Source organism: Calyptranema fuscum S582 (genome assembly GCF_055793305.1).
In genome coordinates, this window is the sequence record NZ_JBSLYH010000062.1 from 1 (window position 1) to 14,540 (window position 14,540).

The window sequence follows — 14,540 nt, forward strand, 5'->3', positions numbered from 1 at the left end:
GAACTTCCTGATTTAACCGTCTCGACAGTTGCTATATCACTTCATTGACAACAACAATCGTTGTCGAAATTCCGCAGCTTGTTGAGGATTAGGAATTTCGGCTGCCAATGCCGCAATCAATTCTTCTGAAGACAGACTGGGAGAATCAAAAATAATTTCTTCAATAATGTACTTGGCGATCGGACCAATGCAATGGGTTAGCTCTTGATGACAGCGCTCAATAAACTCTGACGCAAATTCAGATCCTTTACTCACGTCTGATGACGGGGTTTCGACAGCATTGGGGAGAGCCGCAGGCAGGGGAACATCTGGCGATCGCTGTGTTGCTGTCGTTGCCTCTATTTCCAGGCTGAGTTGTTGCAAATAGGGCAAGATCTCTTGAGCCGATTGATAGCGATCTTTGGGCTTTTCCGCCAACATTTTGGTCAGCAGAGAGCGCAAATAGACATTGAGATTGATATAAGATTGCCATCGCCACTCTAGAGACTTTTGATCCATCAAGGCGATCGGTTCTTTACCCGTCAGCAAAACAATGGCAGTCACAGCCAGGGCATACAGGTCGCTACAGGGAAAGCATTGCCCAATGCGAATTTGTTCGGGTGGAGAGTAGCCAAATTTGCCGACAAAGGAAACCCGTCCGGAGTCTTCTTCAACATGATTGGGATTGCCCGACCAGATCTGGGAGACTTTTTGTTTGACCAGACCAAAATCAATCAAAACGGGCTGAGACTGCCCTTTGGGCAGCATAATATTGTCTGGTGAAATATCCCGGTGAACGATATCGTTGTTGTGCAGGTAGGCAAGGACAGGCAACAAGTCTTTGAGCCACTGAATCACCTCGCTTTCCGAAAACAGTTGCCCTTGCTTTTGCCGCTCTTTTAACAGACGCAGATAGGTTTTACCGTTGATGTATTCCTGCACAATAAACAAGCGTCCGGCTTCTTCGAACCAGGCTAAAAACTTAGGGATTTGGGGATGATCGATTTTGTATAAGACTCTGGCTTCCCGCTCAAATAGCAGGCGTGCTCTGCGAATAGCGTCTTGGTCAATGTCGCTGGGAACAAACACTTTGAGTACACACAGCTCTCCGCAGCGCTCGATGTTAGCAGCCAAATAGGTTCGCCCAAAGCCTCCCCGTCCAAGGACACCCTGAACCTGATAGCGGTTCTTAATAACAGTTCCAATTTGTATATCTGGCTTTAGCACGGTTAAATGGCTTCTTATCTAGGATAGGGAATGAATAATTGCAGCAGTTTAGTCGGGGATGCACCGTAGTTTATGCGTTGATCCGCTGCCAGAGCCGTTGGCGAAAATCATTGGCTTGCTTGGGATTGGGGATCTCTGACGAGAGGGCTTCGACCAGTTGTTGTACCGACAATTGCGGCGATTGATCGAGGGCATCTTCGACAATGTATTTCGCCATGGGACCAATACACCGACTGAGTTCCTGGGTACACAGGTCGGCAATATCTGGGGTCGGCAGCGATAGGTCGGGTTTAGACTGAATCCGAGTTTTGGTCGGCATGATTTCAGTAGGTCGCCCTTTTGTATCGTTGCTGGATGAATTAGACGATCGCCGGGCGGGTTGAGCGATCGCCTGCTTTTCTAAGTCTGCCCTGATGGTTCTTTTAAACTCTGCGGATTGCTGTGGGTTCGGGATTTCTCCTGCCAACAGCTCTATAAACTCTTCCTCTCCGGCATCGGGATAATCCGCCAACGTCTCTTCTAAAATGCAGGTTGCCATCATGCCAACATAGCGACTGAGAGAATGCTGACAGTGTTCAATAAACGCCGGTTCAAGCTGAGAAAACCCGTCTTCTGACAGATCATTGGACACCGACGATGCAGCAACCGGGTTGTCTACGGATTTTGTAACAGTCAGGCTATGCGTACTCAGTGTGGCAGTGAGGCTGCGCTTAAACTCTTCTGATTGTTGGGGGTTGGGCAGTTCTTCTGCCAGAATGTCGATGAACTCTTGCTCCGACACATGCGCATGCTCGTCCAGGGCATCTTCCAGAATGCAAGTTGCCATCATCCCGACATAGCGGCTCAGGGAGTGCTGACAGCACTCGATAAACTCCGGTTCAAAATGGGTCGCAGGAGCGCCCGCTGGCACATCGATCAGCAAGGATTCTAATAGGGCATTGGGGGCTGGGTCTGCCGTGGCTGTCGGTACCACGCGCGGTCTAATTTCGGCGGTGAGGCTGCGCCGAAACTCATCAGCTTGTTGAGGATTGGGAATTTCTGCTGCCAGCAGTTCGATCAGGTGTTGCTCGGATGCGTTGGGTGCATCGGCGATCGCATCTTCCAAAATACAGGTTGCCATCACCCCTACAAACTGGCTCAGCAATTCCTGACAGCGATGGATAAAAGCGGAATCAAACTGAGAAAAATCGACAGCCGCACCCACGTCTGGATCTGGTACCGTGCCCTGAGGTTGACTGTCGCTCTCGTCATAGAGACTATTACGCAGCAGTTCAGCCTGGGCATGCAACTGTTTGAAGTAATCGGTTTCTTCAATCTCAGCGATTTGCAGATTTTTGTGAGTTTCGTCAATCTCGATTTCCAGTGCCAAAAACGGTTGATTGTCTGAATAGGCTGAGGGTAGGGGATGTAACGCATCTAAAACATCTTGGGCAGATTGATAGCGATCGCTGGGTTTTTCTGCCAACATTTTGTCTAAAACCTCTGCCAGATGGTCGCTGACCTCTACATAAGGTCGCCACTGCCATTCCAGCGATCGATTCATTAAGGCACTGGGTTCTCTGCCTGTTAATAGCACAATCGCCGTTACCGCCAGCGAATACAGGTCGCTACAGGGATAACATTGCCCCAGGCGAATTTGCTCGGGCGGAGAATAGCCAAATTTCCCCACAAACGAAGTCTCAGCAGCCAACCCTGGCGCATTCGACGCCAGCGCCCAAATCTGCGATACGGTCTGCTTAACCAACCCAAAATCAATGAGCACGGGTTGCACCTGCCCATCGGGCAACATCATATTTTCCGGAGAAATATCCCGATGGACAATATTATTCTCGTGCAAATAAAGCAGAACCGGCAATAAGCCATGCATCCATTGGTTGATATCTGTCTCAGAAAATGGCGTCCCTTGATGGGCTAAGCGTTCATTTAGCAACCTGAAATAGGTTTTCCCATTAATGTATTCCTGCACAATAAACAGACTATCTGAGTACTCAAACCAGGCAAGGAATTTGGGAATCTGAGGATGATTGATCTTGTATAAGGTTCTGGCTTCTCGCTCAAATAGATCGCGTGCCCGCTGCACCGCATATTGCTTCGTATTATTGGGGACAAACTCTTTCAGCACACACAGTTCATCAAATCGCTCTGCATCCGATGCCAAATAAGTTCGACCAAATCCGCCCTGCCCCAACATCTCCCGGATTTGATAGCGGTTATTGATTAAGGTGCCAACATCAATCTTAGCTTCGGGCATAACCAAACACTTTGCTTGTAGCGATATTAACCGAGGAAAGGCTATCAGCGACAAGAACATATTATCAGGACTTTGAGGTGTCAGGCAGGACGACCCAAAGACAACTGAGTTTTTCTGAACTCTTCTGACTTTTCCTTACTTTTTCAGCGCTTCTGAAAGACTTGAACTCCTTTATTTACCTCAGGATTTCTAGATTGTGAGCCGCTTGAATCCTTCCTATAGTAGGAACATCGAAATGAATCAAACAGCTAAACCCTGAAAGTCTTAATTCACTTGCAAACACACCGTATAGGAGATGAATCATGTCAGAACAACAAATGTCGCACTCTCAAGACCACAGCGTTGAATTATCTGAAACCGATCTAGAAGCAGTCGCCGGTGGTGTATCTCTGGCACTCGGCAGCGCCAGCGGTCTGGCATTTGGCACCAACTTTGCTGCTACGGCTACTGAAACTAAAACCAATGCGATCTCGGCTCCTGGCTTCAACCTGGCGACCAGCGACTCTAGCTCGGCTTCTATTGCTGGCTAAATCCTTCTCAGTGACTCATTCCTAACCCCATACCTAAACCCTTATCTGGAGAACTATCATGTCAGACGAAATCATCAAATCCCAAGACAATAGCGTTGAATTATCTGAAACCGATCTAGAAGCAGTCGCCGGTGGTGTATCTCTGGCACTCGGCAGCGCCAGCGGTCTGGCATTTGGCACCAACTTTGCTGCTACGGCTACTGAAACCAAAACCAATGCGATTTCGGCTCCTGGTTTTAACCTTGGTACCAGCGATTCTAGCTCGGCTTCTATTGCTGGCTAAGTCCTTAAAAATCACCATCTCATCGATCTAGAAGGTTGATTTTTCGCACTCGCTAGACGCGAAAAATCAACCTTACAGACCGACTCTTCAAGATAACTGCTCATAACTGCTCTTAACGGTGAGTACAACCAATCTCACCTTTACCCTCATCCTTGCGGTGAGGGTTTTGCTTTGCATCACACTTTTGCGCTGAAGTTTTCTGAAGTCCCCTCAGGTTTTCTGCCTGTATTTGATTGATAAATGTCCCAAAACCCTTGATTTATAAGAGTTTTTCTAGATTGTAAGAGAGTGGCTCTCTACCTATAGTAAAGACACTCGATCGCTTAGCTTCAACCATGTGATGCGATCGCCTGCAAGTACAACTTTCTAACAGGTCAATAACGATTCTGGTCAAGCGAGGACATCATGAAGGTGCAGTGGAAACAGATCATTATCAAAGGCATCGTCTGGTTAGCCGCAGAAACCCTCCTGACGTTAATCGGCTTAGATGAGCTGGCAGACTATAGCGAATTTCTCATTTCAGACAAAGCTTGCCTGTACACAAACTCTTCGTGCCCTTGTCTGGTCGTGAATTGAACCCTGGGTAGTGGTGTTCATGTAATGATTGCTTGTTGCGCGGGCGTTGCCCGTGCAACAAGCAATCATTACTTTTTTAGGATTGCTGAACCCTGTAGACACCCAATCTCAATCGCTCTGCGATCGCCTGGAACCCGACTATTATTTCAAAACCTATGTGGAGCATGGTTTTCAAACCAATAATCGGCGCTTCACTCAACTGAACATTGCTACCTGTGGAGCACAGACTTAGGTTGTGCCCCACATCGTTTATGGATACTGCTCGATGGAGAGGATGAATTTGAACGTGAAACCAGAGGTTTCACGTTCAAATTCATCCGCAAAAAACAACAACGTCTATTGATGCACCATAAAAAAACTGAGTTTTTCTGAACTCTCCTCATATCGTCAGCTATATCAAGTCTGCTTGAACTCCTTTATTTACCTCAGATTTTCTAGATTGTGAGCCTGTTGAATCCTTCCTATAGTAGGAACATGAAATGAATCAAGCAGCTCAAACACCCGTCTTGATTCAGCCCAACCCATCATTCCAACAACACAGGAGAACGATCATGTCAGACGAAATCATGCAACCCCAAGACAACAGCGTTGAACTATCTGAAACCGATTTGGAAGCCGTTGCCGGAGGTGTATCCCTGGCACTCGGTGATGCAAGCGGTTTAGCTTTTGGTACCAACTTTGCTGCAACAGCCACCAAAACCTCTACTGCTGCCATTTCTGCTCCCGGTTTCAATCTGGGCGTAAGCGATTCTCAATCTGCCTCTGTCGCTGGCTAAATCCCTCAAGCTATTCAGTTATATCCCATACATACATAACCCTTATCTGGAGAACACCATCATGTCAGACGAAATCATGAAGCCCCAAGACAATAGCGTTGAATTATCTGAAACCGATTTGGAAGCCGTTGCCGGGGGTGTATCCCTGGCACTGGGCAGCGCCAGCGGTCTGGCGTTCGGCACCAACTTTGCTGCTACGGCTACTGAAACCAAGACCAATGCTATCTCGGCTCCTGGGTTTAACTTGGCGACCAGCGATTCTAGCTCGGCTTCTATCGCAGGATAAGCTTCAGCCTATTAAACGATAAGAGGGGATGGCTATGCTATCCCCTCTCCGATTCGAAACACGGCAACCTCATCACACAACTGCTACCGGAGAATCCTTATGTCAGACAAAATCACCCAACCCCAAGACAATGGTATCGAACTTTCTGAGCAAGATTTAGACGCTGTTTCAGGTGGCGTCGCGGCTGTTAACATCGATATTGGTGCGATCGCTCAAGGTAGCAATCTCGCCTTCACCAACACCCTTGCGTCTACCGCAGCTTTTTCTAACGGCACTGCTTCGGTTGGCGTTGGAACTGGTGCTGGAATCGCTGTTGGCATCGATCAGCCGACCATCAGCTGATTACGATTCATACCATAGTATCCTTCATAAAAGCAACGCTACATATATCGTTCAGCAGTAGGCTACCAAGCAAAGGGATGGGGGGTATAGCCCCCCACGCAGAGATAGACGGTTGCACCCCTCTCCGCAAACAAGTAGCCTCATCACACGTTTTGCAGCAGATGTGACCCGAACCCCCACCTTACATACGTTAAGCGTGTCACCCTGCATTGAAACAACCATAAAGTTTATAAAGCTATGTTTATTGTGCAAAGCGTAACGCACAAGATATGGCATGTTGAAGACAGTTATTTGCAAAACTCAACCAACCTTTTAGCCCTAGAGGTGTTGTATCATGTCCCAAATTGTATCGGTTCACTCATTTCGGGGTGGGACTGGTAAATCAAATACAACTGCCAACTTAGCCACAATGATTGCGGCAACAGGAAAGCGAGTTGGCATCATTGATACAGACATTCAATCACCGGGAATTCATATTCTCTTCGGACTCAATGTCGAAAAAGCAGGGCTAACCCTTAATGATTACTTGTGGGGTCGTTGCAAGGTTGAAGATTGTTCCTACGACGTCACCCCTGAAGCTGTCACCAAAGCAAGCGGCAAAATTTTTCTCGTTCCATCTAGCATCAAAGCAGGTGAGATTGCGCGTATCCTCAGAGATGGTTATAACGTCCGCTTACTCAATGAAGGCTTTCGTCAACTCATCCGAGCACTCAATCTCGATTATCTATTTATTGATACTCACCCCGGTATCAACGAAGAAACACTGCTTTCCATCACCATTTCCAGTGTCCTCATCATCATCTTGCGACCCGATCGGCAAGATTTCCAGGGCACGGCGGTAACTGTCGATTTAGCGCGGAAATTGAAGGTGCCTAAAATGTTGATGTTAGTCAACCGCACCTTGCAAAGTTTTAATTTTGACGATGTTCGTCAGCAGGTCGAAAAAGCCTACAACGCTACTGTTGCCGGAGTCCTGCCCAACTGTGATGAAATGATGAAACTCGCCAGCAGTGACCTTTTCTGTCTCTGTCATCCTGATCATCCACTTACCCAAGAATTAAGAAAAACAGTCGATGCTATCGTCGAAGACGATAAGAAGTCTCAGCAGTCTCCGTCTCTGCTTTCTAAGCTCAAGTGGGCAGGTCGATAAGCTAAACCCAAACTATTTTTTGACAGGAGGAAGACATTGAAGGGTTCACACTCAACACCTTCCTTCTATGAAATATTGTGCTTTGCGCCTGAATATATTCTGGGTATTGAGAGAGCCACGCGGGGCGCGGCTCTCTCTCAACATCTGTACTTCACTGCTAACCAGTTTCACAAATCAGTTGCGATATCACGCTAACCTGCGAGGAGATCAAGCCATGGTGCCAACAAACCGCTGGGAACGGAGAAAGCAAATTCTTGCCGCCTATGGTGCCAATCCTGCCGAGATGGAAGAACTCCTGGTCTACAACGCACCTATTGGCGATCGCCACCCCACCCAAACTCTACCCGATCTTCCTCTCACCGCTGAACCTCACGTCGCTGCATGGCAAGAATACGCTACAGCTGCCAAAGAAATAGGGGTATTTGAGGCACTCAAACAGCGGCTCATACAATTGTGTTTTCCCATTCAAGCTGGAATCAGCCAAACAGACGCCTATCAATCTGCAACCCGTAAAGGCTATTCAGTTACCACGTTATCCGAAGCATCGGGATTAGTATTACAACAACCGGACCAGCTAAACCTATTGATCCACCAAAGTTTGGCTGGCGCAATTCCAGTTTTGGTTGCCGAAAATCGAGCCGATTTTGTTTCTCTGGTACAGGCTTTAACCTTGCGCAACGAACCCAAACCCATTCCAGCTTCAATGGGTGCTTGCATCGTCTCTGGTTTCAACAATTGGGACAGAGTCCGCCAATATCGCAGCCAATGGGAAGCAGCAAACCCAGATGCCCATACCGATAGCGAGTGGCAGACCGAATTTCAACACCTGGTATCCCAGAAAGAACTCTACCAGGATCGATTCATCATTCTCAGCCAGGGACCTTATAGTGCGGTATTGGCTGCCGACTTGGGGCTGACCGAAATAGAATGGCAACACCTCTCCTTCAGCATTCGCCTGGAGCACGAGTGTACGCACTACTTCACACGCCGCATCCTGGGGTCTATGAGAAATAATCTGCTGGATGAGTTGATTGCTGACTACAGAGGAATCGTCAGTGCAACAGGGCGCTATCGAGCAGACTGGTTCCTGCGTTTTATGGGTCTGGACTCTTTCCCGGAGTATCGAGCAGGCGGCAGGTTTGAAAATTATCGCGGTACCCCGCCCCTCTCGCCTGGTGCTCTGACCATTTTGGCGAAACTCGTACAAGCCGCTGCAACGAAATTAGAATACGTTGACACCCGGCACCGGCAGGCACTCCAGCATCCCCATCAACAAGCTCGCCTGTTAATGGACTTAACGTCTTCGACCTTAGAAGAATTGGCGACAGACGATGGCACCTGGCTGAATCACGCGATCTCTGACATTCCATCCTCCGAAGTGCCCCACCAAGAATTGGCATTGCTTACAGCGCTTCGCGCTTGAATATGTTTAGATTTTTTGTTGTGTGCCGCGCTCCGCGCGGCACACAACAAAAAATCTGTGGCTTAAGAATTGAGTCAGACCCATTGCTAGATCTCTTGCAGATGAGTTTGGGCGCACTGTATATAGCGCTGTGCAGGTTAATTCAGTACGGTTTGATGCGGTACAAGATCTACTTTCACAGGGAGAATACAATTTATAGCAATTGAGTAGATAGTTAGAACAGTGGGGGTGTGGGGGTGTGGAGGCTGCGCCCCCAGCCAGGGGTTCTGCCCCTGCACCCCGTGAAAAGAAGTTCGGACAGATCCGAACCTGATCACAGCTATTGTGATCAGTGTTTTACGCGGAGAAGCCCCCAATATTCCCGCCTCCATGAAAAATATCGATATAAAGTGGAGCGATCGCCATGACGCCATCCATCCCGAGTTTAGACATCAAGTCAGGATACAAACCCCAAGCGGACGACACGTCTGTGGAAGGAGACGCTTTGGGGTTTTGGCTGCTCAGACAACGGACTGATCTACAGAGATTAACGATGGGGGCGCAGATGGTAAAAAGCGCTCGCCAGTTGTCGTTATGTGGCTTAAAAAATCGGTTCCCACACCTTTCTCAAGCAGAATTTGCTAGGAAAGTTGCTCTGGCATGGTTGCAAGAAGATTGCCCTGAACATTTCACGCCAACAGGAACAGAGATGACCTGGATTCAAGATTCGACTGGTTTAGCAATTCGGCTTCATCACATCCTGGAATTATTGGCAGTTCCTTACTACATCACGGGTGGCGTTGCTGCCATCACCTATGGAGAGCCAAGAACCACACGAGATCTCGATATCGTCTTAGAAATTTCACGAACCGATATTGATCGATTGGTGAGCGCGTTGATCTCTGAAGGGTTTTATGTCCCTGGAGTGGCAGACGTGAAATCAGGTCAGATGAAAGCCCTGGGCATTACTGACATAGAAAGTATCTCCAGAGCCGATCTGGTGTTGTCGGAAACTAGCGACTTTGATCGCCTTAAATTTCAGCGTAGACGCGCGCTACAGTTAACCGAAGACACCATACTCTACTTTGCCTCTCCAGAAGACATAATTCTTAGCAAACTGACCTGGGGCAAACACAGCCAATCTGAAAAGCAGTGGCGAGATATTTTAGGCATCTTAAAAGTTCAGGGCACCAGTCTTGAACTCAGCTATTTAACGGCATGGGCAGATCGATTAGATCTTCTGGAAGACTTAAACCGAGCAATTCGAGAAGCAGGAATTTAGTGAGTTAAATCTGATCCCGGTACAATTCAATATTACTGGAAGCAAGGGAAAGTAGAATGGGGCGATCGCATCGAGAGATTAGCTGATGTCGTAGAGCGTCAAGCCAACAGCATTGAGAGATTAGCAACAGCTATAGATGGACATTTGGAGTTAGCGAGAATGAACCAAACAATTATCTCAGAATTAACTCGAATGGTTGTTTCTCTAATAAATAGGAGTGCAGCTTAAGTTCAAAACATTTGCAATCAATGGCAAAAACCCTGATTTAACTATCACAAAATCAATCAGATTTTGTGAAAATTTTTATTAGGAAAAAATCTTAAAAATCTTTCCTGGAATAGGTTTGATTTCAAGTTAGCTTATTTTCTATCTTAATCTTTTGGCTTATATAATCGCGTTTATGCATGCTACTCTTTATAGAGAATATGATCTTCTTGGCAATGAAAAAAAATCGAGGCTCTAAAAATCTAGAAAATCTACCGTACGTAAGGCTCAATCCAAGCGATCGCGCCTCGCGTGCAACTTCAACGCCGCAACGATTAACTAATCCAGATACCCTGAGCCAGTTGGCTATCTCTGATTTTTTTCACAAAAATCAAAATGCCGCCGCTTAGCGCCAACTAAGCAACGGCATTGATTGTTGTGATTTTGTCCACCCGTTATTTGATCCGCAGTTTCTCAAGCTCACGAGAACCAAATACCGGAACAACAAACACTTTGTACAAGTGAACAGCCTACAAGCGCATAACGTGCAAGCCGCTACTCTAATGTTACTGATTCAGCCTATTATTAGGCAAGTCTTTTCTTTAAAAGTTTTTCTTTTCCTGACACAGAAAAAATCTGAAGGCTTTACCTCTCTGCATTTGGAGGTGAAGCGATGAAGCTAACCTCTCTCCAAAAAGGTAGTTCATGCCCCATTTGCAGTAGCGCTGACGGACGATGCAAAACAGCGCATTCAGGTCTAATCCTGTGTATGGGGGTAACAGAAGCGGTCAGTGTCCCCGGCTATGTATTCAAAGGGCTTTCTAAAAACAAGACCTGGGGGTTGTGGGCAGAATCTCAGGACAGTTGGGATGAAACCGATCGCCAGCGTTGGCAGTTAGAACAACGGCTACAACGACGACACCGTTTAGCCGCAGAACACCAGCGCAAATCTGAGGCAATGCCCGACGCAGACCGCGATCGACACTACCAGCGGTTGCTATCGTGCCTGACCTTGCACCCAGACGATAGGGCAGATCTACAACGGCGCGGGTTAACGGACGAACAGATTCAGCACTGGGGGGTTCGGTCTGTCACTCAATGGCAGCAACTTCCCGAAGATTTTCCGCTGCATCTCCCTGGCATTGGGTTAGATGGGCGATCGCTCAACGTTGCAACCGATGGCTACCTCTGCCCCATCCGCAATCTGGATGGGTTGATCATGGGGTTGCAGTTGCGCGTCAGGCAGCCAAATCAGACTGGGCGCTATCGCTGGCTCACCTCGCTAACCAAAAAGCGATTAAACGGAGCTACACCACACAGTGCCAATGGTGAGTTGCCCCTATCGATCGTCCGCCCTGCCCATCTCACCCGACCCGCGATCGCACTCGTCGAAGGCACTGGCACAAAGCCTTTGATCACCGCTGAACGCTTGGGAGTGATTACCATTGGTGCCGCAGGTGGCATGTTTGCCAGTAGCCCAGAAACCCTAAAATCAACATTAGCCGCTCTACAGCCAAGCGAAATTGAGCTTTACCCCGATGCGGGCAGTCCACAAAATCACAACATTGTCCGGCAGTATCGGGCACTATGGGAACTGCTGCGGTCGTGGGGCTATGCGGTCAACATTGCCTGGTGGGGGCAAGTTTCTAAAGAACGGCACTGTGACATAGACGAACTGTCCGATCTATCGACCATTCAGTGGATCAGTGGCAGAGAATTTGGGGCGATCGCGGGTGAGACCTGGGATGATGGCACGTCAACGGTTCATCTCGATTTACCCAACTACGACCTGACTTATCCAACCCAGCAGATTATTCACAGTCGCTATTTAGGGGATCTGCAAATTCCTGCGGAGGCTCGTCTGGTCGGGGTAAGAGCGCCCAAAGGCTCAGGTAAAACAGAAAGCCTCAGCAAAATTGTTCAGACCGCATCTTACAACGGTCAAAAAACGCTAGTTCTTACCTACCGAGAATCTCTGGGAATGCAACTGGGCGATCGCTTTGGGCTGCCCTATAAGACCGAATTTTGGCAAGACGATGTTGGTCGCTACTTTGGCTATGTGCTTTGTGTCGATAGTCTCCACCCTTATAGCGAAGTGCCGTTCCACGCTCAAGATTATGCCGGATGCCTGGTCATTATTGACGAAGCTGAATCGGTCTTCAGCCACTTACTCAATAGCGACACCTGTAAAACCAGGCGAGTTGCCATCCTGGAGCAATTTCAGCAATTGCTGAAGCTTGCTGATCGGGTAATTTTGAGCGATGCCGATCTGTCTGATCTGAGTGTCCGATTTGTTCAGCAATTAATGCCTGATCAACCGACCCCGTTCATTCTGCGATCGCCCGGTCAGTCAGCCGGTTGGACGGTTTTTTCATACCCCAGTGCTGCCCGTCTTATGGGCACCTTAGCTCAACAGGCAAACAACGGCAAACACCTGGTCTTGTGCTGTGGACAACGAGGTAACTCGACCTGGGGAACACAAACCGTTGAAGGAGCGTTGCACTCTCAATATCCGCACCTGAAAATTTTGCGTCTCGATCGAGAAACCATTGGCAATCCAGATCATCCAGCCTACATGGCAACTGCACACCTCAACGAGTTGCTGACGCAGTTTGACGTTATTGTGGCATCTCCATCCATCGAATCGGGCATCTCTATTGACTTACATGATTGGTTTACAGCGGTTTGGTGTTTTGGCACCGGACCTTTGCCAGAAAGCAGTTTGCGGCAATTTCTTGCCCGGTTGCGTGACAACACCGTTCCCAGACATATCTATGTTGCAGAGCGCGGCAGTCACCAAACTTTCTTTGGCTCACAGCAAACCGATCCGGCCACACTGTTACGCAACGAGCAAACCAAAACCACGCAAATCTTAAAATGCTTGCAAACTGCATCGATCCAGATTGACGACAGCGGCAAACCCATTTTCAATCCTGCGGCGATAGAAGCCTGGGGTGCGTTTGGGGCAAGAGTTAATCGAGGCTTAGCAAAATATAGAGATGCTGTTTTAGCTGGTCTAACCCAAGAGGGGCACACGATTTACCCCATCGACACCCCCAAAACGGAACAAGACAAATTCATTGCAGATCAAATGCGATCGCTAGCATCAACTCATCATGTAGCCTTCGCTGCGGCAACTGAGCAAGCAGACGATATTGACGACGCCACTTACCAGCGGCTCAGAACGCAGAAAACTAAAACAGACGCCGAACGCCGAGCCGAGCATAAAGCACAACTGCGACAGCGGTATCAAATTCCAGTTACCCAAGACCTGGTCTTAAAAGACTCCGAAGGATGGTACAGCTTCTTAAAGGTTCACTATTATTTGACCATCGGCGCAGACTATCTCAAACCAACGGAATCAGCCAAGCTAGACTCCATTAGCCACAAGGCATCGGCGTTTATTCCAGATATCTCAAAAACCTGTATTAGCGATCGCATTAGCCTGCTCAAAGAACTCCAGATCGATCGCTTGATTGTAGACGCCCAAACCAACGGCACCCTTTATTACAACGAACACCCCGACATTCAGGCGATCGCTCAACGAGCACGGCACCACAAAGCAGCCGTTAAGTTGCATCTGGGCATTGAGGTGTCAGACCAAAACAAAGAAATGACCATTGTTCAGGAGTTGCTGAGGCAGTCTGTTGGGTTTGCCCTCTGGAAGCACGGGCAGAAACGCATCGACGGCAAACCACAGCATACCTACAGGTTTCCAACCGAGGCACAAGTTACCCATCTGGCAGCCAATACCCCGACCTTGGCAGATAGTCCCCAGATCCATCCGTTTGATGGTCGCGATCGCGTATTTGCAGCCTGGTTAGACCGCGATCGCACGGGTGCCCAAAACCCAAGTCAGCCAGCGATCACTTCAGCAGATCCAGCGGGTGTCACAGTAAAACCTATTAGATCTAATTCAACTGTTGCTGTGACAAATTTTAGTGTGACAAAGTCTGGTGTGACAAATTTTAGTGTGACATCTGCGTCTGGTTTCTCTGAACGATGCGATAAGGCGGAAATCGACTCCACAGAGTCGAAGAATGAATGTAACGGCGATCGCTTGTCTGGGGTTTATCAAATTGGCGATCGTGTTCTTACTGCGGTTGGTAGGGGAACGATTTGCCAAATCGAGGGCAATGAATGCCGAGTCGAAGGGTCTCACTTCCTGCGTTGGTTCTGGATAACAGAGGTTGGGTTAGCAGCAATGGTGCCTCGCACGTGATACCAACCAGGGTTAGAGACGCAACAGATC

Annotated in this window: 13 protein-coding genes; 11 read left to right on the forward strand and 2 right to left on the reverse strand. The window is 48.2% G+C overall.

What is annotated here, in order from left to right; all coding sequences use genetic code 11:
- Nucleotides 1-36: 36 nt before the first annotated feature.
- A complete protein-coding gene (locus ACR6Z4_RS28050) occupies nt 37-1,206 on the reverse strand; it encodes a protein kinase domain-containing protein (protein WP_479720647.1) in 1,170 nt (389 codons plus the stop codon).
- 70 nt (nt 1,207-1,276) lie between these two features.
- Complete coding sequence (locus tag ACR6Z4_RS28055) at nt 1,277-3,457, reverse strand: DUF8082 domain-containing protein (RefSeq protein ID WP_479720648.1); 2,181 nt, start codon at nt 3,455-3,457, stop codon at nt 1,277-1,279.
- Nucleotides 3,458-3,759: 302 nt separating this feature from the next.
- Between ACR6Z4_RS28055 and ACR6Z4_RS28060 the strand changes: the two genes are divergently transcribed.
- The 11 genes from ACR6Z4_RS28060 to ACR6Z4_RS28110 all read left to right on the forward strand — a co-directional run bounded on the left by ACR6Z4_RS28060 (nt 3,760) and on the right by ACR6Z4_RS28110 (nt 14,510).
- Complete coding sequence (locus ACR6Z4_RS28060) at nt 3,760-3,987, forward strand: hypothetical protein (protein ID WP_479720649.1); 228 nt, start codon at nt 3,760-3,762, stop codon at nt 3,985-3,987.
- A gap of 58 nt (nt 3,988-4,045) precedes the next feature.
- Nucleotides 4,046-4,270 carry a CTB family bacteriocin gene (locus tag ACR6Z4_RS28065; RefSeq protein WP_479720650.1) on the forward strand — a complete coding sequence of 75 codons (225 nt, stop codon included), beginning with the start codon at nt 4,046-4,048 and terminating at the stop codon, nt 4,268-4,270.
- 405 nt (nt 4,271-4,675) lie between these two features.
- Entirely contained in the window at nt 4,676-4,846 is a 171-nt protein-coding gene (locus tag ACR6Z4_RS28070) for a hypothetical protein (protein ID WP_479720651.1), read from the forward strand.
- 52 nt (nt 4,847-4,898) lie between these two features.
- Nucleotides 4,899-5,078 carry a hypothetical protein gene (locus ACR6Z4_RS28075; RefSeq protein WP_479720652.1) on the forward strand — a complete coding sequence of 60 codons (180 nt, stop codon included), beginning with the start codon at nt 4,899-4,901 and terminating at the stop codon, nt 5,076-5,078.
- A 319-nt stretch (nt 5,079-5,397) separates the two neighbouring features.
- On the forward strand, nt 5,398-5,622 hold the full coding sequence (locus tag ACR6Z4_RS28080; protein WP_479720653.1) for a CTB family bacteriocin: 225 nt from the start codon (nt 5,398-5,400) through the stop codon (nt 5,620-5,622).
- A gap of 61 nt (nt 5,623-5,683) precedes the next feature.
- The gene (locus ACR6Z4_RS28085; protein ID WP_479720654.1) at nt 5,684-5,908 is read left to right on the forward strand and encodes a CTB family bacteriocin; all 225 of its coding nucleotides are present in this window, start codon (nt 5,684-5,686) and stop codon (nt 5,906-5,908) included.
- A 99-nt stretch (nt 5,909-6,007) separates the two neighbouring features.
- Entirely contained in the window at nt 6,008-6,250 is a 243-nt protein-coding gene (locus tag ACR6Z4_RS28090) for a hypothetical protein (protein WP_479720655.1), read from the forward strand.
- A 334-nt stretch (nt 6,251-6,584) separates the two neighbouring features.
- Entirely contained in the window at nt 6,585-7,400 is an 816-nt protein-coding gene (locus tag ACR6Z4_RS28095) for a MinD/ParA family ATP-binding protein (RefSeq protein ID WP_479720656.1), read from the forward strand.
- Nucleotides 7,401-7,614: 214 nt separating this feature from the next.
- Nucleotides 7,615-8,823: a DUF7005 family protein gene (locus ACR6Z4_RS28100; RefSeq protein WP_479720657.1), complete on the forward strand. Its 1,209-nt coding sequence runs from the start codon at nt 7,615-7,617 to the stop codon at nt 8,821-8,823.
- Nucleotides 8,824-9,226: 403 nt separating this feature from the next.
- The gene (locus ACR6Z4_RS28105; RefSeq protein ID WP_479720658.1) at nt 9,227-10,084 is read left to right on the forward strand and encodes a hypothetical protein; all 858 of its coding nucleotides are present in this window, start codon (nt 9,227-9,229) and stop codon (nt 10,082-10,084) included.
- 877 nt (nt 10,085-10,961) lie between these two features.
- Nucleotides 10,962-14,510 carry a plasmid replication protein, CyRepA1 family gene (locus tag ACR6Z4_RS28110; protein WP_479720659.1) on the forward strand — a complete coding sequence of 1,183 codons (3,549 nt, stop codon included), beginning with the start codon at nt 10,962-10,964 and terminating at the stop codon, nt 14,508-14,510.
- Nucleotides 14,511-14,540: the final 30 nt, after the last annotated feature.